Annotated in this window: 20 protein-coding genes and 1 tRNA gene; 10 read left to right on the plus strand and 11 right to left on the minus strand. The window is 74.2% G+C overall.

Annotation, left to right across the window (positions count from 1 at the left end; translation table 11 throughout):
• Positions 1–299 precede the first annotated feature (299 nt).
• On the plus strand, positions 300–1,502 hold the full coding sequence (locus tag J2S46_RS27675) for a PP2C family protein-serine/threonine phosphatase (protein ID WP_229913100.1): 1,203 nt from the start codon (positions 300–302) through the stop codon (positions 1,500–1,502).
• Positions 1,503–1,597: 95 nt separating this feature from the next.
• Here the strand turns inward: J2S46_RS27675 and dhaL are convergent, their stop codons facing one another.
• Both dhaL and dhaK read right to left on the minus strand, forming a co-directional pair.
• Positions 1,598–2,299, minus strand: coding sequence for a dihydroxyacetone kinase subunit DhaL (gene dhaL / locus J2S46_RS27680; protein WP_191292454.1), 702 nt, complete (start codon positions 2,297–2,299; stop codon positions 1,598–1,600).
• Between the two features lie 12 nt (positions 2,300–2,311).
• Positions 2,312–3,307, minus strand: a complete 996-nt coding sequence (gene dhaK, locus J2S46_RS27685) for a dihydroxyacetone kinase subunit DhaK (RefSeq protein ID WP_191292455.1) — start codon at positions 3,305–3,307, stop codon at positions 2,312–2,314.
• Between the two features lie 191 nt (positions 3,308–3,498).
• Here dhaK and dhaM point away from each other — a divergent pair, with 191 nt between their 5' ends.
• The gene (gene dhaM, locus J2S46_RS27690; RefSeq protein ID WP_191292456.1) at positions 3,499–3,891 is read left to right on the plus strand and encodes a dihydroxyacetone kinase phosphoryl donor subunit DhaM; all 393 of its coding nucleotides are present in this window, start codon (positions 3,499–3,501) and stop codon (positions 3,889–3,891) included.
• Positions 3,892–3,957: 66 nt separating this feature from the next.
• Here the strand turns inward: dhaM and J2S46_RS27695 are convergent, their stop codons facing one another.
• Together J2S46_RS27695 and J2S46_RS27700 are read right to left on the minus strand one after the other, a co-directional pair.
• Positions 3,958–5,694 carry a bifunctional 3'-5' exonuclease/DNA polymerase gene (locus J2S46_RS27695; protein ID WP_229913101.1) on the minus strand — a complete coding sequence of 579 codons (1,737 nt, stop codon included), beginning with the start codon at positions 5,692–5,694 and terminating at the stop codon, positions 3,958–3,960.
• A gap of 235 nt (positions 5,695–5,929) precedes the next feature.
• Complete coding sequence (locus tag J2S46_RS27700; RefSeq protein WP_191292457.1) at positions 5,930–6,298, minus strand: hypothetical protein; 369 nt, start codon at positions 6,296–6,298, stop codon at positions 5,930–5,932.
• A 392-nt stretch (positions 6,299–6,690) separates the two neighbouring features.
• Between J2S46_RS27700 and J2S46_RS27705 the strand changes: the two genes are divergently transcribed.
• Positions 6,691–8,715 (plus strand): M3 family metallopeptidase, encoded by a 2,025-nt coding sequence (locus tag J2S46_RS27705; protein WP_191292458.1) that lies wholly within the window; start codon positions 6,691–6,693, stop codon positions 8,713–8,715.
• A 61-nt stretch (positions 8,716–8,776) separates the two neighbouring features.
• On the opposite strand, the gene J2S46_RS27710 is transcribed toward J2S46_RS27705, so the two are convergent.
• Complete coding sequence (locus J2S46_RS27710) at positions 8,777–10,243, minus strand: cellulase family glycosylhydrolase (RefSeq protein ID WP_191292459.1); 1,467 nt, start codon at positions 10,241–10,243, stop codon at positions 8,777–8,779.
• A 76-nt stretch (positions 10,244–10,319) separates the two neighbouring features.
• Positions 10,320–10,967, minus strand: coding sequence for a TetR/AcrR family transcriptional regulator (locus J2S46_RS27715; protein ID WP_191292460.1), 648 nt, complete (start codon positions 10,965–10,967; stop codon positions 10,320–10,322).
• A 283-nt stretch (positions 10,968–11,250) separates the two neighbouring features.
• Here J2S46_RS27715 and J2S46_RS27720 point away from each other — a divergent pair, with 283 nt between their 5' ends.
• Positions 11,251–12,510: an acyl-CoA dehydrogenase family protein gene (locus tag J2S46_RS27720; RefSeq protein ID WP_191292461.1), complete on the plus strand. Its 1,260-nt coding sequence runs from the start codon at positions 11,251–11,253 to the stop codon at positions 12,508–12,510.
• A gap of 100 nt (positions 12,511–12,610) precedes the next feature.
• Here J2S46_RS27720 and J2S46_RS27725 read toward each other — a convergent pair whose 3' ends face one another.
• The 3 genes from J2S46_RS27725 to J2S46_RS27735 form a co-directional block, all read right to left on the minus strand.
• Entirely contained in the window at positions 12,611–13,186 is a 576-nt protein-coding gene (locus tag J2S46_RS27725; RefSeq protein WP_191292462.1) for a phosphatase PAP2 family protein, read from the minus strand.
• Positions 13,187–13,324: 138 nt separating this feature from the next.
• Positions 13,325–14,134 (minus strand): enoyl-CoA hydratase/isomerase family protein, encoded by an 810-nt coding sequence (locus tag J2S46_RS27730; protein ID WP_191292463.1) that lies wholly within the window; start codon positions 14,132–14,134, stop codon positions 13,325–13,327.
• A 127-nt stretch (positions 14,135–14,261) separates the two neighbouring features.
• Positions 14,262–14,930, minus strand: coding sequence for a TetR family transcriptional regulator (locus J2S46_RS27735; RefSeq protein ID WP_191292464.1), 669 nt, complete (start codon positions 14,928–14,930; stop codon positions 14,262–14,264).
• A gap of 143 nt (positions 14,931–15,073) precedes the next feature.
• Here J2S46_RS27735 and J2S46_RS27740 point away from each other — a divergent pair, with 143 nt between their 5' ends.
• Positions 15,074–16,666 (plus strand): MFS transporter, encoded by a 1,593-nt coding sequence (locus tag J2S46_RS27740; protein ID WP_191292465.1) that lies wholly within the window; start codon positions 15,074–15,076, stop codon positions 16,664–16,666.
• 146 nt (positions 16,667–16,812) lie between these two features.
• On the opposite strand, the gene J2S46_RS27745 is transcribed toward J2S46_RS27740, so the two are convergent.
• Positions 16,813–16,885: transfer RNA gene (locus J2S46_RS27745), tRNA-Arg, on the minus strand.
• Between the two features lie 741 nt (positions 16,886–17,626).
• Between J2S46_RS27745 and J2S46_RS27750 the strand changes: the two genes are divergently transcribed.
• The 5 genes from J2S46_RS27750 (at position 17,627) to J2S46_RS27770 (ending at position 23,627) form a co-directional block, all read left to right on the plus strand.
• Positions 17,627–18,280, plus strand: coding sequence for a single-stranded DNA-binding protein (locus J2S46_RS27750; protein ID WP_191292466.1), 654 nt, complete (start codon positions 17,627–17,629; stop codon positions 18,278–18,280).
• A 346-nt stretch (positions 18,281–18,626) separates the two neighbouring features.
• Entirely contained in the window at positions 18,627–20,048 is a 1,422-nt protein-coding gene (locus tag J2S46_RS27755) for a Cys-Gln thioester bond-forming surface protein (protein WP_191292467.1), read from the plus strand.
• Positions 20,049–20,351: 303 nt separating this feature from the next.
• Positions 20,352–22,016 carry an energy-dependent translational throttle protein EttA gene (gene ettA, locus J2S46_RS27760; protein WP_073928980.1) on the plus strand — a complete coding sequence of 555 codons (1,665 nt, stop codon included), beginning with the start codon at positions 20,352–20,354 and terminating at the stop codon, positions 22,014–22,016.
• Between the two features lie 123 nt (positions 22,017–22,139).
• On the plus strand, positions 22,140–22,589 hold the full coding sequence (locus tag J2S46_RS27765; protein ID WP_073928979.1) for an acyl-CoA thioesterase: 450 nt from the start codon (positions 22,140–22,142) through the stop codon (positions 22,587–22,589).
• A gap of 288 nt (positions 22,590–22,877) precedes the next feature.
• Positions 22,878–23,627 carry a DUF8185 domain-containing protein gene (locus tag J2S46_RS27770; RefSeq protein WP_191292468.1) on the plus strand — a complete coding sequence of 250 codons (750 nt, stop codon included), beginning with the start codon at positions 22,878–22,880 and terminating at the stop codon, positions 23,625–23,627.
• 60 nt (positions 23,628–23,687) lie between these two features.
• Here J2S46_RS27770 and J2S46_RS27775 read toward each other — a convergent pair whose 3' ends face one another.
• A complete protein-coding gene (locus tag J2S46_RS27775; RefSeq protein WP_191292469.1) occupies positions 23,688–24,089 on the minus strand; it encodes a globin in 402 nt (133 codons plus the stop codon).
• Positions 24,090–24,187 lie beyond the last annotated feature (98 nt).

A 24,187-nucleotide genomic window follows, 5' to 3' on the forward strand; every position in this document is an offset into this window, starting at 1 on the left:
CACGGGCGGCTGCCCGTGCTGCTGTCTGCTCACAACACCATACCCCCACCGGGTATTCCGGAAGAGGGGGATTCCTGTGTCGTGGGTCGCATCGGGAGAGCGACTCGATTGCAGAGAGTATGCGTACGGACGCGCTCCGTCCGAATTGCCGCCCTGCCGTGCCCCGCCCGGCGTGTCCCACTCGCCGGGGCTGGTGCCGGGTCGGGTGCGGGCCGCGGCCGGCGGTGGGTGCCGCCGTCGGGCGGAGCGGCGGGGCGGGCGCGGAGCGGAGGCGGTGATCGTCCGATATGTTCGGATATGTGTTCCGGATCCGTCGAGCTCGGTCGACCGCGGACCTGACGGCCGCCGTGCTCCCGCCGGCCCGACGGCGCAGCGCGCTGCTGGCCGTCGACCTCCTGGACATCCCCTGGTACAAGCGCGCGGCGCCGGCCCTGCTGGCGATGCTGATGGTCGCGCTCGCCGACTTCCTCTCCGGCAAGGACCGCTACCTGGCGCCGCTGATGACGGTCGTCCCGTCGATCGCGGCCCTCACCCTCAAGCCCCGGGAGCTGCTGCTGGTCTGCTCCCTGGGGCTGCTGACCGTGTTCGGCCTGAGCCACTACGACCAGGTCGACAACGTCAACGACGAGCGCTTCCTGTTCGGAGCCATGGTCAGTTACCTGGTGCTGACCCTGTTCAGCGCCTGGGTGGCCCGGATCAGGATGCGCCGGGCCGCCGCGTACGCCGCCGTCAGCTCGGTCGCCGAGGCGGCCCAGCGCGCCCTGCTGCGGCTGCCCGGGCCGACCGTCGGCCCGCTGCGGCTGGCCGTGCGGTACGCCTCCGCCGCCGACGACGCCCGGATCGGCGGCGACCTGTACTCCGTGCTGGAGACCCCGCACGGCACCCGGGTGCTGGTCGGCGACGTCCGCGGCAAGGGCCTGGGCGCGGTGCAGACCGCGGCCGTGGTGCTGGGCGCCTTCCGGGAGGCCGCGTACGACGAGGCCCGGCTGCGCGGCGTCGCGGCCCGGATCGAGGCGAGCGTGGAGCGCCATGTGCCGGACGGCGAGTTCACCACCGCCCTGTTCGCCGAGTTCCGAAGACCCGGGGCCGTCGAGTTGCTGCACTTCGGCCATGTCCCGCCGGTGCAGGTGATGGCGGACGGGACGGTGCGGGTGCTGGAGCACCCCGACCCGTGGGTGCCGCTGGGCCTGGGCCGGCTCGTCCCCGGCGAGCCGGACAGCTGGGACCTGCCGTTCGGGCAGGGCGACGTGCTGGTGCTCTGCACCGACGGCGTGGTTGAGGCCCGGCGCGACGGCTCGGGGGACTTCTACCCGCTCGCGGAGCGGGCGGGGCCGCTGGTGCAGGGCGCGGCCCGCTCGCCGGCCGAGCTGGAGGCGGCGGTGGGGCGGCTGTACGCGGACCTGCTCGCGCACACGGGTGGCGTACTCGGCGACGACGCCCTGCTGCTGCTGATCAGCCGGGACGACCCGGGGCCGGGGCCGCCCGGCCGCGAGCCCGTCTGAGCACGACACGGCGGGGCCGCGGCCGCCCGGAGCGGCATCGCCCGGTCCGGCGCTGCCCGCTCCGGGCGGCCCGTGCCGGGGCGGCGGCGCGGGCGTCATCCGGTGACGTCGGCGAGCGTCCGGAAGAGCAGCGCGGTGGAGGTGGCGCCCGGGTCCTGGTGGCCGATGCTGCGGGGGCCGAGGTAGGAGGCCCGGCCCTTGCGGGCCTGCAGCGGGGTGGTGGCGCGCATGCCCTCCTCCGCCGCCTCGGCCGCCGCTTCGGCGGCGCGGGCCAGGCCGGCGCCGCCGGCGACCGCCTGCTCGAAGGCGGCCAGCGCCGGGGCGTACGCGTCGACGAGGGTCTTGTCGCCGGGCCCGGCGCCGCCGAGCTGCCGCACCGCCGCCAGCCCGGCCGCCAGCGCCCCGGCGAACTCCGCGGGCGTGGCGGGGGACGGCGGCAGGGCCGCGCCCATCGCCCGGAAGGCGCTGCCGTACAGCGGGCCGGAGGCGCCGCCCACCTTGGAGATCAGGGTGCGGCCGGTCCGCCCGAGGACGGCGCCGGCGTCGGCCGGCCCCGGGGTGTCCGGGGAGTCCAGGACGGCGAGCACGGCGGTGAAGCCGCGGTGCAGGTTGCTGCCGTGGTCGCCGTCGCCGATCGCGGAGTCCAGGTCGGTCAGCTCACGCTCGTGGGCGTCCACGGCGGCCGCCAGGGCGCGGATCCAGGCCTCGGCCAGCGGGGCGTCCAGGGCGGGGTCCTCCGGTGTGCCGCGACCTGCGGTGCCGGGGTCGGGGCTGCCGGGGCCGGCGTTGTGGTCCATCGCGCGCCCCCGTCAGGACCGGTGCAGGGCCGGGGTCGCCACCGGGGCGTCCCAGAGCTCCAGCAGTCCGGCGTCGGCCTTGGTCAGGGTGAGCGAGAAGCCCGCCATGTCGAGACTGGTGACGAAGTTGCCGACCAGGCTGCGGGCGATGGTCACCCCGCGCTCGGCCAGCAGGGCGGCGACCTCGCCGAAGACGATGTACAGCTCCAGCAGCGGGGTGCCGCCGAGGCCGTTCACCAGCGCGATGACCTGGTCGCCGGCCGTCAGGTCGTGGTCGGCGAGGACGGTGTCGACCACCTCCGCGGCCAGTTCGCGGGCCGGGCGGAGCTTCTCCCGGCGCCGGCCCGGTTCGCCGTGGATGCCGACGCCCACCTCGATCTCGTCCTCGGGCAGTTCGAAGCCCGGCTTGCCCGCAGCGGGGACGGTCGCGGCGGTGAGCGCCACCGCGAAGGAGCGGGAGGCCGCGTTGACCTTCTCCCCGACGGCGGCGACCTCCGCCAGCGGTGCGCCGCGCTCGGCCAGCGCGCCGGCGATCTTCTCCACCAGGACGGTGGCACCGGTGCCCCGGCGCCCGGCCGTCCAGGTCGAGTCCTCCACCGCCACGTCGTCGTCCACCAGGACGGTGCGGACCTCGATGCCCTCCTCGGCGGCCAGTTCGGCGGCCAGCCGGAAGTTCATCACGTCGCCGGTGTAGTTCTTCACCACCAGCAGCACGCCCGCGCCGCTGTCCACGGCCCGCGCGGCGGTCAGCACCTGGTCCGGCACGGGTGAGGTGAACACCTCGCCGGGGCAGGCCGCGTCGAGCATCCCCGGACCGACGAAACCGCCGTGCAGCGGCTCGTGCCCGGACCCGCCGCCGGAGACGAGCGCGACCTTCGGCGCGGCCGGGCGGACCGCCCGGGTGATCACCCGGTTCGGGACGTCCACCGCCAACTCCGGATGCGCGGCGGCCACCCCGGCCAGCGCGTCCTCCAGGACGCTCTCCGGGGTGTTGATCAGCTTCTTCACGACGCACTCCCTCGGGCCACGGATGCTCCTGCGGCCGACGCTACGCGAGAGCGGCGCGGATGGCCGGGATTGCGGCAGGTCCGGTCGAACTCGCCGCCGGCGGGCGGCCGGTGGCGCAGGGGCGGCCCCGCCGACCCGCTCCCCGCGCGGCGGCCCCGGCAGGATCCGGTGCGCGGGCCTAGGCTCGGGACATGACCGGACCCGTAGGTGTCGTCCTCGTCTCGCACAGCCCGGCCATGGCCGCCGGGCTGCGTGAGCTGCTGAGTGAACTCGGCTCGGGCAGCGTCCCGGTGGTGCTCGCGGCGGGCACCGAGGAGGGCTCGCTCGGCACCAGCTACGACCTGGTGGTGCGGGCCGTCGCGGAGGCCGGCCGCGGCGCCGGCGTCGTCGTGCTGCCCGACCTGGGCAGTTCGGTGCTGACCGCCGCCACCGCGCTGGCGGACCACCCGGCGCCGGACGTGGTGCTGGTGGACGCGCCGTTCGTGGAGGGCGCGGTGGCCGCCGTGGTGACCGCCTCCGCGGGGGCGGCGCTGGCCGAGGTGGTCACGGCGGCCCAGGACGCCCGCGGCTTCCGGAAGTTCTGACCGGAGGCGCCGCCCGGTCGGCCGAACGTCGGCCGAACGTCGGCGCGCCCGCCCCGCCGGCGGTGGCTACTTCGCGTCGGCGTAGCAGTCGACCACGGCCGTGGTGAGCGGGAACCGCACCGGGGTGTCGCCGAACACCAGGGCCCGGGCCTCCTCCGCCGCCTCGGTGACGGCGGCGGCCACCTGGTCGGCGAGGTCCGCGGGGGTGTGCACCACCACCTCGTCGTGCTGGAAGAACACCAGGTGGGGCCGGTCCCCGGGGGTCGCCGCCAGCCCGGCAAGCCGGCGGCGCAGCGCCGCCAGCAGGGCCAGCGCCCAGTCCGCGGCGCTCGCCTGGATGACGAAGTTGCGGGTGAACCGGCCCCGGGCCCGGGCCGAGCGGGCCCCGGCGTCGGCGGTGCCGTCCGCGTCCTCGGCGGCGTCCTGCCAGTCGGCGGAGGGCGGCGGGCAGACCCGGCCCAGCCGGGAGCTGACCACGCCCCCGTCCTCGCCCGTCCGGGCGGCCGCCTCCACGTAGCCCATCGCGGTGGGGAAGCGGCGTCGCAAGGTGGCGAGCAGCGGGCCGATGTCACCGCTGGTCTGCCCGTACATCGCGCCGAGGAGGCCGAGCTTGGCCTTGTCCCGGTCGCCCTGGAAGGCGGTGGCCGCGAGCGCGGCGTACAGGTCGCCCTCGGCGGCGGCACGGGCCATCCCGGCGTCCTGGGACAGTGCGGCCAGCACCCGGGGCTCCAGCTGGGCGGCGTCCGCGACGACCAGCAGCCAGCCCGGGTCGGCGACCACCGCGCCGCGCAGGATCCGCGGGATCTGCAGCGCGCCGCCGCCCCGGCTGGCCCAGCGGCCCGACACGACGCCGCCGACCACGTACTCGGGGCGGAAGCGGCCGCCGCGGGCCCAGGCGTCCTGCCAGGCCCAGCCGTGCGCGGCGTGGATCCGGGACAGTTCCTTGTAGCGGATGAGCAGGGCGGCCGCCGGGTGGTCGATCCCGCGCAGCTCCCAGGACCGGGTGGAGCCGAGGTGCACGCCCTGGTCGGCGAAGGCGCGCAGCACCTGGGTGTGCGAGTCCGGGTTGAACGGGCGGCCGCCGAGGGCCTGCTGGAGTTCGGTGGCGAGGTCGGCGAGCCGCTTGGGCTGGGTGCCGGGGATCTGCGGGCGGGGGCCGAGCAGGTCGGTCAGCAGCCGGTCGTGGATGTCGGAGCGCCAGGGCAGCCCGTCGTGCGCCATCTCGGCGGCGGCCAGCGCCCCGGCCGACTCGGCGGCGACCAGCAGGCGGAAGCGGGCCCGGGCGCCGGCGGTGTCGGCCGGCCGGCCGCCGGGGGGAGCCGGGTCGGTGACGGCCTGGATCCGGCGCTGCTGGTCGGCGTGGACGGCGACCACGGCGGCCAGCGGGTCGGTGGCGGGCGGCAGCTGGAGGCGGTCGGGGGCGAACAGGCTGTCCTGGTCGTCGGGGCCGGCGGAGTCGGGCAGGTCGGCCGGCACGGGCAGCCGCTGGAGCCGGGCCCAGGCGGCGCCGAGCGAGCGCGGTTGGCCGTAGCGGCCTTCGTGCGACAGCAGCAGGGCCTCGACCAGGCGCAGGTCGTGGCAGCGGGACAGCCGGCCGGGCAGTTCGGGCAGCAGCGGGGTGTAGGCGCTGTCGGCGGTGGCCCAGACCCAGCGCGGGTGCGAGGCCGCTTCGTGCTCGGCGACGGCGGCGGCGAGGTCGGTCACGTGCACGGGGGCGCCCAGGGGGGTGCCGGCGTCGTCCAGCGGCTGGAGGCGGCCGCCGGGGCCGTGCGGGTCGGGGGCCAGGGCGATCCGGGGTGGCACGCGGTCTTCTCTCGGGTGTTCGGGTGGTGTGTTCGACGGTAGCGGTGAGGTCCGACAGTGCGGGGGAGGAGTCGCCCGGGGGCGGGCGTGGCGGGGCCGGGCGCCGGCGGCCGCGAAGGGATTCGGGACCTGGCCGGACGGAGCTTCCCGGCGCCGGCCGCCGCCTGGCGGCGTACGCGCCACGCGGGGCCCGCACCGGGGTGCGGGCCCCGCGTCGTGGTGGGGCGGCGGCCGGTCAGCGGTGCTTGCCGGCGAGGAGCTCGTCCAGCGGGACGAGCGTGTCGTCGCCGGCGGCGGTCCGCCGCCACAGCTGGACGCCGTCGGACGGACGCGTCATGCGGGAGTCCTCCCAGCCGGTGACGATCAGCTCGGCGAGGTGCTGGGCGTTGACCCGGTTGCGGCCCAGGGCGCCGCCGGTGGGGTCGGCGAGGGGCTCGCCGTGGCCGTCGCCGGCGTGCAGGTACCAGCGCTGGTAGGGGCTGTAGCGGCCCTGCTCGTCCGGCGGGCTGAGGTGCTTCGACAGGTGCCAGGTGCGGCCCTCGTGGACGGTGGTGGCGTTCCCGGCGGTATGGCCGGTCCAGGTGAGACGGGACTTCCAGGGCACTGCGGGGTCTCCTTCGGGGGTGCCGTCCGCCTCGTGGCGGGCGGCGCGTGGCGGGCGTGCGGTGAACTGAACAGGGGCGTGGGGGTGGCGGGTAGCGGGACCGGCGGTTCCCGGCCCGGCGGCCCGGCTGCCGGCGCCCGCCCGCCGGGCCCCGGCACCCGCCCGCGCGCCGGCCGCTCAAGCCCGCGCACCCCCGCTGTCCTGCACTTCCGATGCCAGGCATCGTAGTCGGCGGCGACGGCGGGGAGCCGTCGCCGACGACGCGTCGGGGTGCGGCGGTGACGGCCGGCGGGCCTCGGGGGCCGGGCTTCCGCCTCCGCCGGACCGGCCCCGACGAGCCGTCCGCCGGCCGACCGTAGGCAGCGCGAATGCCACCGCGTAGGGTCGGCGAAATGAGCGACAATCCCTTCTTCGAGCCCAGCACCCTGGTCTACGAACTGCCGCCCTTCACCGCGATCCGGGAAGAGCACTACCTGCCCGCCTTCGAGCGCGGCATGGCCGACCAGCTCGCCGAGATCGCGGCGATCACGGCCGACCCGCAGGCGCCGACCTTCGACAACACGCTGGTCGCGCTGGAGCGTTCCGGCGCGCTGCTGCGCCGGGTGAGCGCGGTGTTTCTCAACCAGAGCTCCGCGGACACCAACGACCTGGTGGACGCCGTGGACGCCGAGATCAGCCCCCGGCTGGCGGCCCACCAGGACGCGATCCACCTGGACGCCGCCCTCTTCGCCCGGATCGAGGCCCTCCACGAGCGCCGCGACAGCCTGGGCCTGGACGCCCAGTCGCTGCGGCTGCTGGAGCGTCACCACACCCGGTTCGTCCGGGCCGGCGCCCGCCTCGGCGCGGCCGAGCAGGCCAGGCTGCGCGAACTGAACTCCGAACTGGCCTCCGCCGCCACCGCGTTCCAGCAGAACGTGGCAGCCGACACCCGGGCCCGGGCGCTGGTCCTGGACAGCGCCGAGCAGCTCGACGGCCTCTCCGCGGACGCCGTCGCTGCCGCCGCCGAGAACGGCCGGGCGCTCGGCCACGACGGCCGGTACGTACTCAGCCTGAAGAACTTCTCCAACCAGTCCGAACTGGCCCAGCTCACCGACCGCTCGGTGCGCGAGCGGCTGCTGGCGGCCTCGCTCGGCCGGGCCGTCGCGACCAACGGCCCGCTGGCGATCCGGATGGCCGGCCTGCGGGCCGAGCGGGCCGCCCTGCTGGGCCACCCGAGCCACGCGGCGTACGTGGTCGAGGACGAGACGGCGGGCACCGTCGAGGCCGTCGACGCCCTGCTGGCCCGGCTGGTGCCGCCGGCGGTGGCCAACGCCGGGCGGGAGGCCGCCGAGCTGGCCAAGCTGGCAGCGGCCGACGGGATCGAGGAGATCGCCGCGCACGACTGGGCGTTCTACTCGGAGCGGGTGCGCCGGTCCTCGTACCAGGTGGACGCGGCGGTGCTGCGCCCGTACTTCGAGCTGGAGCGGGTGCTGCACGACGGCGTCTTCTTCGCCGCGAACCTGGCCTACGGCCTGACCTTCACCGAGCGGCCGGACCTGGTCGGCTACCACCCCGACGCGCGGGTCTTCGAGGTGTTCGAGGAGGACGGCGGCTCGCTGGGCCTCTTCATCGGCGACTTCCACGCCCGGGCGTCCAAGCGCGGGGGTGCCTGGATGGACGAACTCGTCTCGCAGTCCACGCTGCTGGACAAGCGGCCGGTGGTGCTGAACAACCTCAACATCGCCCGCCCGGCCCCGGGCGAGCCGGTCCTGCTGACCTGGGACGAGGTGCGGACCCTGTTCCACGAGTTCGGGCACGCGCTGCACGGGCTCTTCTCGGCGGTCCGCTTCCCGCTCTTCTCCGGCACCGAAGTCCCCCGGGACTTCGTGGAGTTCCCCTCGCAGGTCAACGAGATGTGGATGACCTGGCCGGCCGTCCTGGCGAACTACGCCAAGCACCACGTGACGGGCGAGCCGCTGCCCGCCGACCTGGTGGAGCGGATGACCGCCGCCGAGGGCTTCGGCCAGGGCTTCCGGACGGTCGAGTACCTGGCGGCCGCGCTGCTCGACTGGGCCTGGCACACCGTACCGGTCGGCCTGGAGATCGCGGACGCCCAGGAGTTCGAGGCGCGGGCGCTGGCCGAGGCCGGCCTGGCGGTGGCGGCGATCCCGCCGCGCTACCGCAGCACCTACTTCAACCACATCTTCGCGAGCGGCTACAGCGCCGGCTACTACGCCTACATCTGGTCCGAGGTGCTGGACGCGGAGACCGTCGAGTGGTTCCGGACCAACGGCCGCACCGTCCGGGAGAGCGGCGAGGTGTTCCGCGCCGAACTCCTGTCCCGCGGCGGCAGCGTGGACGCGCTGGAGTGCTTCCGCGCGGTGGTCGGGCGGGACCCGCGGACCGGGCCGCTGCTGGCCCGGCGCGGACTGGCCTGAGGCCCCGGCCGCGGTCCGGCCCCGGTACCGACCGGGCGCCGGCCACGGCCGGGCGAGGGCTTCAGCGCGGGGTCACGGTGACCGTGACGGGCGTCCCGGGCCGGGCCTGCGGCAGCCGGATCCGCACGCTGCCGGCCCGGCCCGCCCGGGGCTGCTCGACGTCCACCAGGGCGGCGGGCGTGCCGTCCACGGTGACCCGGGCGCCGGCCGGGTACGCCTCGGCGGGCAGGGTCAGTTCGGTCGGGCCGGCGCCGCGGCCGGTGGCCCAGCCCAGTCGGTAGGTGGCGGTGGCGGCGGTCCAGTCCGAGCTGAGCTGATGCCCGTCGAGCGCGGTCGGCCAGGGCGCGAAGGCCGGCTCGTCGCCGGGGGCGGGCCGGCCGTCCGGGCCGAGCACGCAGTAGCCGCCGGCGCCCTTGCACCAGTACCACATCGTCCAGCCGGAGGAGATCGTCTCCATCGCGGCGACCTGCCGGCGGACCAGTTCGGCGTTGCCCGGCCGGCGGGAGTCCGGTGGCCCCCATTCGCCGATCAGCACCGGCAGTCGGTGGGCGGCCGGGTAGGCGGTCACGGCGGCGACGTACGCCTCGACGAAGCCGCCGGCCGGGTCCCAGTCCGCGCCGGACTCGACGGCGGTGTCGTAGAAGTGCGGGGCGTAGCCGAGGCGCGGCGGGCCGGAGCGGGGGTCGGCGAAGCCGGGCAGCCGGGTGGGGACGCCCTGGCCCACCAGGACGGTGGGTTCGACGAACAGCCAGGCGCGGTCGTCCGCGGTGCGGACGGCCCGGATCAGCCGGCGGTACATGTCGGCCAGCCGGCCGCGTTCGAGTGCGGCGGAGCCGGCCACCTGGTCGGCCGGATCGGTCGGGTCGCCGGGGATCGGACCGAACGGCTCGTTGAACAGGTCGTAGCCCAGCAGCGAGCGGTGGCCGCGCAGTTCGCGGGCGATCCGGGTGTAGAAGTCGCTCTGGGCGCGGCGCAGATCGGGGTCGTCGTAGAGGTGGCGGAAGGCGGCCTGGACGGCGGGCTGGAAGTACCCGGCGAACCAGTCGTCCGGGTCCGGGACGAAGGGCAGGCCGTCGTCCCGGGTGGCCCAGAGCGGGATGCCGCGGTCCCCGCCGCCGAACCTGGGCCCGTAGACGTCCTGGTGGAAGTCGATCAGGGCCAGCAGCCCGTACCGGTCGGCCCAGTCGAGGAGCCGGTGCAGGCGGTCCAGCTCGGCCCGGTCGTACCGGCCCGGCCCGGGCTCCAGCCTGGTCCAGGAGACCGCCACCCGCAGCAGGGTGAAGCCGTGGGCGGCCACCGAGCGGACGTCGGCCTCGGTGGTCTCGGCGTACTTGTCGAGGTTGAAGCCGCGCAGCCGCAGTTCGCGCCCCCGGGCGTCGGTGAGGGCGGTGCGGCCGTCCGGCGAGGTGCTGGTGCCCGTGGGGAACTCGGCCTGGTGGTGGCGGGATTCGGCCGCCCCGGCCGGGGAGCCGGCCAGGGCGGTGGCGGTGGCGAGCAGGAGTGCGGCGGCGGTACGGAGCAGGCGCATGGGGCTACCTCGCTGGGCCGGCGGCGGTTTCGGGTGGGGCCCGATGATGCCTGACTGACATGCACCGCACAAGAGTTCAGTCGGCCGGCGCCGCCGCGGCCGGCGCCGGCGGGGTGGCGGAGGGCAGCTCCGCGGCGGCGGCGAGCCGGCCCCAGAGCAGGTCGGCCAGGGCCTGCACCATCCGGGCGCGTGGGCAGGGCTTGGTCTCCAGCCACCAGTCCCCGGCGGCCAGCACCATACCGGTGATGCCCCGGCCCCAGGCCTCGGCGAGCAGCGGTGCCTCCGGTCCCAGGTCGACCTGGACGGCCACCGCGTTGGTGATCTCGTCGGCGATCTGCTTGAGCGCGGGCGCCAGGGCGTTGCCGGCGCCGGTCGGGTCGCCGGCCTCCGGGTGGGTCAGCAGCCGGTAGACCTGGGGGCGCGACTCGATGCCGGCCAGGTAGGTGTCCAGGACGTGCTCGACCCGGTCGCGCCGCTCCAGCGGCTCGTTCAGCGCGGCCCGGACGGCGGCGAGCAGTCCGCCGGTGTGCCGTTCGGTGAGGGCCCGGATGAGGCCGGTGCGGTCGCCGAAGTGCCGGTAGAGGATCGGCTTGGTGATGCCGGCCTCGGCGGCGATGGCGTTCATGCTGGCGCCCGGGCCCTCCCGCTGGATGACCCGGTCGGCGGCGTTGAGCAGTTGTTCCCTGCGGGGCTCGCCGGAGTCGGCGGGGTCGGCGGGCGGCACGGGCGGCTCCTGGCTCGGGTGCTGACGCCCGGTCGGGCGGCGCTGGGCTGGGCGCCGGTGGTGGCGCCGGGGTACGGGCGGGCTGGCATTGCGGGTGCGGCCGCGGGGCCGCCGGGGCCGGGTGCGGCCTCGGCGGTGCGTTCCGGGCGTTGACATTTCCTACGTATCAGTAGCAGACTCCCAGCGATGTTACCGGCGGTAACACCTGAGCGACACCCCCTCCTCGCGACACCTCCCCACGCGGCGGCCCGCCGTCCGCCAGACCCCTTCGACCGGAGGCACCATGAGCACCTTCTCGCTGGACCCGGGCCCCGACCAGATCGCCGTCCGCGACTGGCTGCACGGCTTCGCCGCCGACGTGATCCGCCCCGCGGCGGCCGAGTGGGACGAACGCGAGGAGACCCCCTGGCCGGTCATCCAGGAGGCGGCCAAACTCGGCATCTACTCCCTGGACTTCTACGCCCAGCAGTACTTCGACCCCTCCGGCGTCGGCATCCCGATCGCCATGGAGGAGCTCTTCTGGGGCGACGCCGGCATCGGCCTGTCGATCGTCGGCACCACGCTGGCCGCCGTCGCCGTCCTCGCCAACGGGACCGAGGAGCAGATCGGCACCTGGGCGCCGCAGATGTTCGGCACCCCCGACGACGTGAAGGTCGCCGCCTTCTGCTCCTCCGAGCCGGACGCCGGCTCCGACGTCTCGGCGCTGCGCACCCGCGCCGTCTACGACGAGGCCAAGGACGAGTGGGTGCTGAACGGCACCAAGACCTGGGCCACCAACGGCGGGATCGCCGCCGTGCACGTGGTGGTCGCCACCGTGGACCCGGCGCTCGGCGCCCGCGGCCAGGCCTCCTTCGTCGTCCCGCCCGGCACCGCGGGCCTCTCGCAGGGCCAGAAGTTCAAGAAGCACGGCATCCGCGCCTCGCACACCGCGGAGGTCGTGCTGGACGGCGTCCGGGTGCCCGGCCACTGCCTGCTGGGCGGCAAGGAGAAGCTGGACGAGCGGCTGGCCCGGGCCCGTGAGCGGGCCGCCGCCGCGGCGAACGGTGACACCAAGGGCGCGTCCGGCAAGGGCGGTTCGGGGAAGAACGCCGCGATGGCCACCTTCGAGGCCTCCCGGCCGGCGGTCGGCGCGCAGGCCATCGGCATCGCGAGGGCCGCCTACGAGGTGGCCCTCGACTACGCCCGCACGAGGGTCCAGTTCGGGCGGCCGATCATCGACAACCAGGGCGTCGCCTTCACCCTGGCCGACATGAAGACCCGGATCGACGCCTCCCGGCTGCTGGTCTGGCGGGCCTCCTGGATGGCGGCCAACCAGCAGCCGTTCACCTCGGCCGAGGGTTCGATGTCCAAGCTGTACGCGGGTGAGACGGCGAAGTGGGTGACCGCGCAGGCGATGCAGATCCTCGGCGGGAACGGCTTCACCCGGGAGTACCCGGTGGAGCGGATGCACCGGGACAGCGCCATCTACTCGATCTTCGAGGGGACGAGCGAGATACAGCGGCTGGTCATCGCCCGGACCATCTCCGGGATGCCCATCCGGTAGACCGGGCAGGGCAGGTGGGCCGGGCGGGGCCGGTGCGCAGGGCAGGGCAGGTACGCAGGGGGCTGGTGGGCCGGGCGGGGCCGGGCGGGCCGGCGCCCGGTCAGCGGGCGGCCCAGAAGGTCAGGCCGGCACTCAGGGCGCCGACCAGGGCGCCGACCACGGTCTGCGCCCTGGTGTGGTCCCGGAGCACCACCCGGGACCACCCGATCACCACGACCAGCGGGTAGAGCAGCAGCCACCAGGGGCCCAGCGCGATCGCCAGGCAGACCACGGCGCCGCTCGCCACGGCCGTGTGGATGGAGACCTTCCACCAGACGGTGATCACCATGATCGGCACCAGGGCGGCGAACATCGCCAGCACCATCGCTGTCATGTCGCCGGGCGCGCCGGTCCAGAGCATCACGGCGAAGCTGGTGAGCACCGACAGCATGATGAACGGGATCACCACCAGTCGGCGCCGGCGGCGGCCTACGTGCCGGTCCTCCCACCGTCCCTTGCGCATGCCGCGCCGGATGAACCAGGTGGGGATCACGGCGGCGAACAGCGCCGCGAACAGCGCCCAGCCGAGGCCGGTCCAGCCGTAGCGCAGCACGCCGACCAGCGGGAGCACCGCGATGATGACGTTCTTCGGCTCCACGCCGTCGGTGACCCGCCGGGCCCAGGTGGTCTCGGTCATCGGGTTCTCCAGAGGGCGTACGGGCGGATGTCCGATGATCTTATCCCCGGCGACTCGCCGCTCAGGTCCCTTTTCACGGCGGCTCGTTGGACGACGCACGGCTTCGCGCGCGCTCGCCCCACGTCCTCCCGGGGCCGGTCAGAAGCGCGGCTCGCGGCGCTCCAGGAAGGCGGCCAGCCCCTCCCGTACGTCGGGGGCCTCGCGGGAGCGGCGTGCCCACGGCTCGATCGCTGCGGCGGCCTCCTCCGGCGGGCCGGCCAGGGCCGCCTTCACGGCGCCGATGGTCTGCGGCGAGCGCTTGCCCAGCAGGACGGCGAACTCCAGCGCGCGGGCGTCCAGTTCGTCGCCGGGGACGACCTCGTCCAGCAGGCCGAACTCGGCCGCCCGGGCGGCCGGCACCAACTCGCCGGAGAACAGCAGGTACTTGGCCCGGGCCGGCCCCACCAGCCGGGCCAGCCGGAGGGTCGGGACGGCCGGGTAGACCACGCCGAGCTTGGCCGGGGTGATCCCGAGCCGGGCGTCCCGGGCGCCGAATCGCAGGTCGCAGGCGACCGCCAGCTGGCAGCCGCCGCCGACGCAGGCCCCGTGCACCACCGCCAGGGTCGGGTGCGGGAAGGCCGCGAGCGCCTCCTCTGCGGCCACGTTCTCCTCGTGGTAGGCGTCGGCGCGCCGGGCGTCGCCGTACACCTCGGAGAGTTCGGCGATGTCGGCGCCCGCACTGAAGGTGCCGCCGGCGCCGGTGACCAGCAGCGCGCGTACGCCGGGCTGTGCGGCGATCAGCGCGAGGGTCTTGGGCAGCTCCTGCCAGATCGCCAGGGTCAGGGCGTTGCGCTTGTGCGGGCGGTCGAGCACCAGCACCGCCACGCCGTCCGGGCCGGTGTACGCCCGCAGGCCGTCGACGCCGGTGGGGAAGGCGGTGCGCCCCTGGAGCAGCGGCGATCCGGTCATGGGTACCTCCGGGGGAGTGGGCCTGCGTGCACCGGACACTCTCGCAGGGCGGCGGGCCGGGCCGGGCGGGAGGGCCCGCCCGCGGCCGGGCCGGCGGCCGGCCCGCCCCCGGCGCGGGGTGCGGTGGTCAGCCGCCGCAGTAGTCACCCAGGCCGTGCTCGACCAGCGCGAAGGCGCGCAGGGCGTTCGCCCGGGCCTCGGGCAGGACGCTCCCGGCCGGTTCGCCCGCGATCATCCGGCGCTGGTTCGCCATCACCAGGGTCCGGCGGGTGGCCAGCAGTTGGGCGGCCGCGAGCCGGGCGGTGAGGTCGTCCCCGTCGCCGCTCGCGGTGCGGAGCTCGGCCGCCAGCAGCTCCTCGGCGCGGACGGAGGCGGCCCGGGCCCGCAGGGCCAGCGCCGGCGTGTCGCGGATCAGCCGCAGCACGTCGAGCACCGCCTGCTGGTCGCAGAGGCCGGAGGCCGGGTCCTGCGCGTCCAGGGCGGCCAGGTACTGGTCGCGGACGGCGGCCACCGCGGAGCAGCCGGCCGGGCGGTCGCGCACCGTCTCGGCGACCTCCCCGGTGTGCTTCTCCATCGGCAGCAGGACCAGGTCCTCCTTGGTCGGGAAGTAGTTGAAGACGGTCATCTTGGAGACCTCGGCGGCGGCCGCGATCTCCGCGACGGACACCTGGTCGAAGCCGCGCTCCACGAAGAGGCCGATCGCGACGGTCCAGAGCTTGCGGCCGGTCTGCAACTTCTTGCGCTCGCGCAGGCCCAGCTCCTCCGGCGGATGGGTGGCGGCAGGTGTCTTCGGCATGGCCTCACTGTACCAGGATCAAAGATTTATCGAGTAGAAGAATTGACCGACTACAAAAATATCTGTCATGGTGGCGCTGCCGCCGGACCACCGAGCCCGGCGGCCACCAGCCACCACCCGTCCATCGCACCGGGGGAAGTCCCATGCCTGCCGCCGTACCACCGACACCCGCCGCACCCGCACCGGGCGCGGCCGCCGCCCCAGCCGTCGCCGCACCCGCACCCGGCGCGGCCCCGTCCGAGCCCGCGCCGACCGCCGTCCGGCGCGGGCTCGCCAAGCTCATCTGCCTGGTCACGATCCTGCTGGCGGTCCTCGACATGAACATCGTGTCGGCGGCCACCGTGCCGATCGTCCGCGACCTCGACCCCGTCCACGGCGTCGACCGACTGCCCTGGCTGGTCAGCGCGTTCGCCCTGGCGGCGACCGCCCTGCTCCCACTCCACGGCAAGCTCTGCGACCTCTACGGCGCCAAGCGGGTCTTCCTCGGTGCGGTGGCCACCTTCCTGGCCGGCTCGGCGCTCTGCGGAGCGGCCGGGTCGATGGAGCAGCTGATCGCCTTCCGGGCGGTCCAGGGCATCGGCGGCGGTGGGCTGATGAGCGTCACCATGGTGGTGATGGCCCAGCTGCGCGGACCCGGCGACGAGGGCGGCGGGGGCAGCATCGGCGGGATCGTCGGCGGCGCGGGCATGGCCGTCGGGCCGCTGATCGGGGCGCTGCTCGCCGACCACCTCAGCTGGCGCTGGATCTTCTACGTCAACCTGCCGGTGGGGCTGTTCGTCCTGGCCGGGGCCGCGTTCGCGCTCAAGCTGCCGCACCGGGCCGGCCGCGGCCGCCTCGACCTCCTCGGGGCCACCCTCGCCGCGGCCTTCGCGACCGGACTGCTGCTGGTGACCGAATGGGGCGGCAAGGACTACGGCTGGACCTCCGCGCCGATCCTCGCGCTCGGCGCCGGCACGCTGGCGGCGCTCGGGCTCTTCCTGCGGCGCCAGGCCACCGCGGCGGAGCCGCTGCTGCCGCTGTCGCTGTTCCGGATCCCCGCCCTGCGGACCGGCTTCGCGGTGCAGGGCCTGGTGGGGATGGGCCTGATGGGCTCCGTCGTGTACGTGATGCTGTACCTGCAGGTCGCCCGGGGCGTGGCGGCCACCTCGGCCAGCCTCTTCCTGATCCCGATGGCGGCCGGGATGACTGCCGTCGGCCTCCTGGTCAACCGGCTCTCCCGGCGCGGCTGGTCGCCGCGCACCTTCCTGGTGGCCGGCGCCGGCTGCTCCGCCCTGGCGCTGCTGCTGCTCGGCCTGAGCGGGCCGGACACCGCACTGTGGGCCGTGCGGGCCGAGCTCGCCTTGCTGGGCGTGGGCTTCGGTCAGTTGGTGGGCCAGCTCGTCGGGGTGGTGCAGAGGGCCGCCCCGGCGCACCAGCTGGGGGTGGCCACCACCGGTGTCCGGTTCTTCCAGACGCTGGGCGGGGCGCTGGGCGCCGCGCTCTTCGGCACGGTGCTGGCCCGGGTCTTCGGGAGCGCCGAACCCGGCACCCCGCTGGGCGCGGTGGCCACGCTCACCGGTACGCGGCACGAGCAGGCGGTCGGGTCCTTCGTGCACGCCGCCGATGTGGTGTTCCTCTCGGCGGGCGGGCTGATGGTGCTCGCGATGCTGCTGGCGCTCCGTCTGCGGCCGGTGGTGGCAGGCCGGGCGGGCAGGCCAAATGCCGCAGGGGACAAGGGAGTCGGACAAACCGGGTGACAGTGGGCGGGGTTCGGCCGGGCGCGGGGCGGTGCTGGTGGCCGCCCCGCCTCGCCGGCTGCGCCGGGCGGTCGGCTCCCGGGGCCGTCGCGCGATCGGCCGGATGCCACACTGAGGGTACGAACTCCCAGGTCAGGCACTGTGAGTGCCCCCAGCAGGATTCGAACCTGCGACCTACCGCTTAGAAGGCGGGTGCTCTATCCGCTGAGCTATGGGGGCGTGACGGGCCGACCCGGACAGGGCGTGACCGTCGCCGGGATCGGATGTCGAGTGCCCTTCGGCGCCCGGTACCCGGCCCCGTCGTGGGGGTGCGGTTGGGGTTGGCGGAACCCTTGCCCTGTTGGGGACAGGATAAGGGTGCCCGGTTCCTCGACCGGGTCTGACAACACCGTCGTGGGTGTGTCGGCTTCGGTGGGGCGGTCCGATAATCGCAGGTGGAGACCGTGCGTGCAGCGGTCTGACAGGCTCTGGCGCCGGACGTTGTGCAGTCGTTACGGGGCTGTCGCCCCACCCGTTATGGATTCGGCGCGAAGAAAGTGCCGCCGTCGACGCGGGTGGGGGCGGCATTCGGGTTCCTTCGGTCGGATGACGTGGGTGGATAGCCTTCGCGGCCACCCGATCGGGGTGCCCCGGAGGCACCGGAGTGTACGGACGGTTGTCATGACCGCGCAGGTGGGAGCCGGGTGGCGGTGCGGGTATGCCAGTGGCGTGGGCCCCGGGCTCCGCGGTGCGGACCGCCCCCGGGCCGACCCTTGGCCGGTGCGGGGGCGGATCCCGTCGATGCGTTCCGGCACGGGAGCGCGGGACGGAATTTCACTCCGTCGGGGGACGACGGTTTTCCACAAGTGCGAGTTGTCCACAGGATTTCGGAACGGCCTTGTGAGGATTTTCGGTGAAGGGCACTCTCGTCTCGCGCCGGTCGATTCCGTACGGTGCATCACTGCGAACGGAGTGTGTTCCATGAACGAGACCATGGTGACAATGGTCGGCAATGTCGCGTCGGTGGTGAGCTATGCGCAGACGACCGGCGGCGTGCCGGTGGCCAACTTCCGCCTGGTGGCCACCGAGCGGCGCTACGACCGGGTGAAGGGCGAATGGGTGGACGGGGACACCCACTGGGTGACGGTCGTCGCCTGGCGCTGGCTGGCCGCCAATCTGGTGAGTTCGCTGAGCAAGGGGGACCCGGTGGTGGTCAGCGGCCGGCTGCGGGTGCGGGAGTGGGAGGAGGGCGATCGCCGCCGGAGCGGGGTCGAGATCGACGCCCGTTCGGTGGGGCACGACCTCAGTCGCGGGACGTCGGCCTTCCGGTGGGCGGTGCGGGGCAAGTCCGAGCAGCAGTGGGCCGGTTCGGGGGGTCAGCCGATGACCGGCGGGTCGGCCGGCCCCGTCGCCGGGCCGGTCGCCGACGGCCCCGGCGTCGGCCTCGGGGCAGGGGTGGGGGCTGGGGTCGGAGCCGGTGCCGGTGGCGGTCCGGGGTCGATCGCCGAGGCGCTGGCGGAGCCCGCCGTGCCGGACTGGATCGTCGCCGCGGTGCACGCCAGGCGGGCCTCGGTGGCGGCGGCCGAGGTGTCCGCGGGCGGTCCCGTCACCGAAGGGGAGGTTGCCGCCGTGTGACCGATCGGTGCCCCCCGCTGCGTCCAAGTGTGGCGATCGGGATACTTCTTGACCTAACGAAGGCGCAATCCTGAGCATCGATCGAATCATGACGAGTTTCTGGCGGGGCGTCAGCAGGCGCCGGTGATCGCCGGGCTGATAACGATACAGATACGGTATCGTCCGGATTCAGCACGTTGGTTTACGGCCCGGTAGGGCTCAATAGGATGCGTCTGGTTCACACAAGTGCAGTCGCGTCTCAGGGGATGCGGCAATGCAAGGCGGGCTGTGATCGGCACGGCCCGGCCCGGAGGGATCACACATGTTCCACAGGCAGGGGCGGATTCTCCCCCGCATAGCTACTGTCATGCTCACGTCGACCCTGGTGGCCGGCGGAAGCCTCCTCGGGGCCGGTGCGGCGTCCGCGGCGGACGGGCCCGGGGCGGGGGTCAGCGCGACGCTGCAGGAGAAGATGGTCAGCGGCCAGATCACCATCCAGGGCGAGGGCAAGGTGGCCGGCGGCCTCTTCACCCTCAAGACCGCCGACGGTGAGCTCCTCCAGACGTACTGCATCGACTTCGGGCACGGCGTCGACACCACCGCGAAGGTCCAGTACCAGGAGGCCGACTGGAAGTCGAGCTCGCTCGGCGCCAAGGGCAAGACGGACGCGGCGGCGAAGATCCGCTGGATCCTGGAGAACTCCTACCCGCACGTCAAGGACCTCGGCGCGCTGGCCAAGACGGCCGGCATCACCGGCGAGTTCACCGAGCAGGACGCCGCCGCCGGCACCCAGGCCGCGATCTGGCACTTCTCGGACGGGAAGAAGGCCACCCCGGACGACCCGCAGGGCGCGGCCCTCACCGCCTACCTGCTGAGCGACAAGAACAAGGGGATCGCCGCCGAGCCGAAGCCCTCGCTCAGCCTCACCCCCGAGAGCGTGGCCGGCAAGAGCGGCGGCAAGCTCGGTCCGTTCACCGTCAACAGCAGCGCCGACGAGGTCAAGCTCTCGGTGTCCGGCGGTCCCGCCACGGTCGCCGTGGTGGACAAGGACGGCAAGCCGCTCGCCTCGCTCAAGGGCCCGATCGCCAAGGACACCCAGTTCTTCCTGGACGTCCCGGCCGGCACGGCCGACGGCTCCGCCTCGGTGACGGCCGCCGTCTCCACCGTGGTGCCGAGCGGGCGCGTCTTCCTGAGCAAGGGCTACACCGCCGACAAGCACAGCCAGACGATGATCCTGGCGGGCTCGGAGAAGGTCAACGTCTCCGACACCGCGAAGGCCAAGTGGACCCAGGAGAAGGGCCCGCTGCTCGCGGCCACCTCCAAGGTGGACTGCGTCGAGAACGGCGTCGAGGTGACCGTCACCAACACCGGTGACCAGCCGGCCGCCGTCACCGTCCAGCCGGGCAAGGCCCTCACCGTGCAGCCGGGCAAGGCCGAGAAGATCACCGTCCCGGTCGCCGAGGACACCGCGTACGACATCAAGGTCACCGGGCCCAACGGCTTCGCCCAGCAGTTCCAGGGCGTCCTGGACTGCAAGGTCGCCGTCCCGACCCCGTCGGCCTCGCCGTCCCCGGCCACCAGCGGCTCGGCCACCCCGACCGCCGGCACCACCCCGAGCACCGGCACCTCCACCAGCCCGGCGGCCACCACCGGTGGCGGTCTCGCCGCCACGGGTGGCAGCAGCGCCACCCCGGTGCTGGCCGGCGTCGCGGGCGCCCTCGTCCTCGCCGGTGGCGCGGCCGTCTTCGTCCTGCGCCGCCGTGGCCGCCACAGCGGCGACGCCGCCTGAGGCCCAGGTCAGGCATAGCGGCCGCCCGTAGGGCAGCCGTGCAGGGCCCGGTGGCCCGGCCCTCCACGAACGCGTGGGGGCCGGGCCACCGGCCGTTCCGCCGGGGGCCGGCCGGCCCCCGGCCCGTGCCACGGGCCGCGCCTCCTGGCCGGGCCGCGGCGGCGGGATCCGCTTCCGGAGGGCGGCGGTCCGGTCACGGGCGGGGAAGGGCCGGTCACGACGGGCGTTCGGGAGGTCCGGCCCGGTGCGGCACAATGGAAGGCTGCAAGCCGAATACTCCCGACGACGCCGGAGCGATCTCACGTGGCGGAATTCATCTACACCATGCGCAAGCTGCGCAAGGCCCACGGCGACAAGGTCATCCTTGACGACGTGACGCTCAACTTCCTCCCCGGGGCGAAGATCGGTGTCGTTGGCCCCAACGGCGCCGGTAAGTCCACGGTGCTGAAGATGATGGCCGGCCTGGAGCAGCCCTCCAACGGTGAGGCGTACCTCTCGCCCGGCTACTCCGTCGGCATGCTCCTCCAGGAGCCCCCGCTCGACGAGACCAAGACCGTGCTGGAGAACGTCCAGGACGGCGTGCGCGAGGTCAAGGGCCAGCTCGACCGCTTCAACGAGATCGCCGAGCTGATGGCGACCGACTACTCCGACGAGCTGCTCGACGAGATGGGCAAGCTCCAGGAGAAGCTGGACCACTCCAACGCCTGGGACCTCGACGCCCAGCTGGAGCAGGCGATGGACGCGCTGGGCTGCCCGCCCGGCGACTGGCCGGTCACCAAGCTCTCCGGTGGTGAGCGCCGCCGCGTGGCGCTCTGCAAGCTGCTGCTGGAGGCCCCCGACCTGCTGCTCCTCGACGAGCCCACCAACCACCTCGACGCCGAGTCGGTGAACTGGCTGGAGCAGCACCTGGCCAAGTACGCCGGCACCGTTGTCGCCGTCACCCACGACCGGTACTTCCTGGACAACGTGGCCGGCTGGATCCTGGAGCTCGACCGCGGCCGCGCCATCGGCTACGAGGGCAACTACTCCACGTACCTGGAGGCCAAGCAGTCCCGCCTCAAGGTCGAGGGCCAGAAGGACGCCAAGCGCGCCAAGCGGCTCAAGGAAGAACTGGAGTGGGTCCGCTCCAACGCCAAGGGCCGCCAGGTCAAGTCCAAGGCCCGCCTGGCGCGGTACGAGGAGATGGCGGCCGAGGCCGACAAGATGCGGAAGCTGGACTTCGAGGAGATCCAGATCCCGCCGGGCCCGCGCCTGGGCAGCATCGTGGTCGAGGTCAACAACCTCTCCAAGGGCTTCGGCGACAAGGTCCTGATCGACAACCTGAGCTTCACCCTGCCGCGCAACGGCATCGTGGGTGTCATCGGCCCGAACGGCGCCGGCAAGACCACGCTGTTCAAGATGCTGCTGGGCGAGGAGCAGCCGGACGGCGGTTCCATCAAGGTCGGCGAGACGGTCAAGGTCAGCTACGTCGACCAGGGCCGCGCCAACATCGACCCGAAGAAGACCCTGTGGGCCGTCGTCTCCGACGAGCTGGACTGGATCAACGTCGGCCAGGTCGAGATGCCGTCCCGGGCCTACGTCTCCGCGTTCGGCTTCAAGGGCCCGGACCAGCAGAAGCCGGCCGGCATCCTCTCCGGTGGTGAGCGCAACCGCCTCAACCTGGCGCTCACGCTCAAGCAGGGCGGCAACCTGCTGCTCCTCGACGAGCCGACCAACGACCTCGACGTCGAGACGCTCTCCTCGCTGGAGAACGCCCTGCTGGAGTTCCCGGGCTGCGCCGTGGTCATCTCCCACGACCGGTGGTTCCTGGACCGGGTCGCGACCCACATCCTCGCCTACGAGGGCGAGAGCAACTGGTTCTGGTTCGAGGGCAACTTCGACTCGTACGAGAAGAACAAGATCGAGCGGCTGGGCGCCGACGCCGCCCGCCCGCACCGGGCCACCTACAAGAAGCTGACCCGGGGCTGATCGCCGCGCGGCAACGCTGCCGCAACAACGGCCCGGCAGGCTGACCTCAGGGCGGTCTGCCGGGCCGCTGCCCGTAGTCTCGGAAGGGACCGGCGGGGCAACGGAAGTTTGAGGAGAACGCTTGTGGCACGCCACATCTACGCCTGCCCACTGAGGTGGTCCGACATGGACGCCTTCGGACACGTGAACAACGTGGTCTTCCTGCGCTACCTGGAGGAGGCCCGGATCGACTTCATGTTCACCCAGGCCGCCGAGGCGGGCGCCGGGGAGTTCGCGGGCGGTTCGGTGGTGGCCCGCCACGAGATCGACTACAAGCGTCCGCTGGTGCACCGCCCGACGCCGGTGACCATCGAGACCTGGGTCACCAAGATCGGCGGCGCTTCGCTGACCGTCTCCTACGAGGTCAAGGACACCGCCGAGGACGGCACCGAGACGGTGTACGTCCGGGCGTCCACCGTGGTCGTGCCCTACGACCTGGCGGCGGCCCGGCCACGCCGGATCAGCCCGGTGGAGCGCGAGTTCCTCAGCCGTTTCATGGACGTCGAGGAGCCCGTGGCCGCCGTCGCGGCCTGACCCGGGCGTCCTGTCCGCGCGGGTGATCCGGTGGGCACCCGCCGGAGCCGCTCGCGCCGGTCCGGGCCCGCCCGCCCGGCGTACCGGGCTCTGCCGACGGTCCGAGCCGCCCGGGCAGCTCGGACGGCCGGACCCACCGTGACCGCCCGGCCACCGTGACCGTCCCCCGTGAGTGACGCCCGTCCCCGTGACCGTCCACCGTGATCGTCCGGCCGCGTCCGGCGTCGGCGCCCTCCGGTGCGCGGTGCCGGGTGCGCGGTCACCCCGCCGACCTTGAGTGAGTTCCTCGTGAGCAGCAACACCCGTCTTGTCCTCGCCGACGCGGGGGAGGCCGCGGACCTCGCCGCCTTCCTGGTGCGCCTGCTGCGCTTCGACCGGGCGGCCGCGGTCCGCCTGCAGGTGGTGGCGGCCGGCACGGAGGACAGCGGTCAGGGCGTGGCCGGCCCCGAGGACGAGGCAGCCCCCGTGGGCGCCGCCGGGGTGCTCGCGGTCTTCGGGCGGCTGCCGCTGGGCGGTTCGGGCGCGATCGCGGTCCGCACCGCCCGGCTGGCCGGCCCGGCCGCGCCGGTGGACCGGACCGTCTCGGCTGGCCGGCTGCTGGACGACATCGACGAGAGCGCCGACGCCGTCACCCTGCCCGCGCCGGTCACCGGCCCGGCCTGGGCCGGTCTGCTGCCGCCTCGGACGGGTTGGCGGCTGCTCGCCGGCCCGCCCGCCGTCGAGGTGGTCCCCGAGCTGATGGCGGGTGTGCGGGAGTTCAAGGCGCGCAGCGAGGCGGTGCCCGAGCACCACCGGACCCGCGCGGTGCTGGACGCCCTGGCGGACGAGATCTGGTCCCGTCCGCTCTCCGCCGTGCCGGAGCTGCCGCTGCGCGCCGCGCACGCCTCGTACGTGATCGGGTTCCTGAAGCCGGACGCGCGGCTCACCGTGCACCGGGCCGGCAGCTGGCTGCGGCTGAGCGCGCCGGCCGGGTCGGTCGCGGTGCGGACGGCGGCGGCCCCGGGGGCGGGGCTCGGGCTCAGCCCGCTGCGGGGCTGACGAACCCGCCCCCTGGCCGGCCGGAGCCGGAGGGGGCGGTGGAACGGGCGGGCGAGCCGGTCAGTCGGCGCTGTTGATCATCGAGGCGGCCGCGTAGGTGAGGTAGTCCCACAGCTGGCGCTCGGCGTCGGCGGGCAGGCCGAGTTCGTCCACCGCCGTCCGCATGTGCCGCAGCCAGGCGTCGTGCGCCGCGCGGTCGACCTTGAACGGCACGTGCCGCATCCGCAGCCGGGGGTGGCCCCGCTCCTCGCTGTACGTGCGGGGGCCGCCCCAGTACTGCATCAGGAAGAGGGCGAACCGCTCCTCGGCCGGACCGAGGTCCTCCGGGTACATGGGCCGCAGCAACTCGTCCTCGGCGACGCCCTGGTAGAACCGGTGCACCAGTCGCCGGAAGGTCGACTCCCCGCCGACCGAGTCGAAAAAGGTCTCCTCGCTGAGTGTTTCACGCCCGATTTCAGTCACCTGACCATGGTCGCAGACGGCGCGTGGGTCGTACACCAGGACTTTGGGCGTACGACCCACGACACTTCGTGAGCCCGGAACGGTCCTGTTCAGGGGCC

The sequence above is a fragment of the Kitasatospora herbaricolor genome, assembly GCF_030813695.1.
Classification (GTDB): Bacteria; Actinomycetota; Actinomycetes; order Streptomycetales; family Streptomycetaceae; genus Kitasatospora; species Kitasatospora herbaricolor.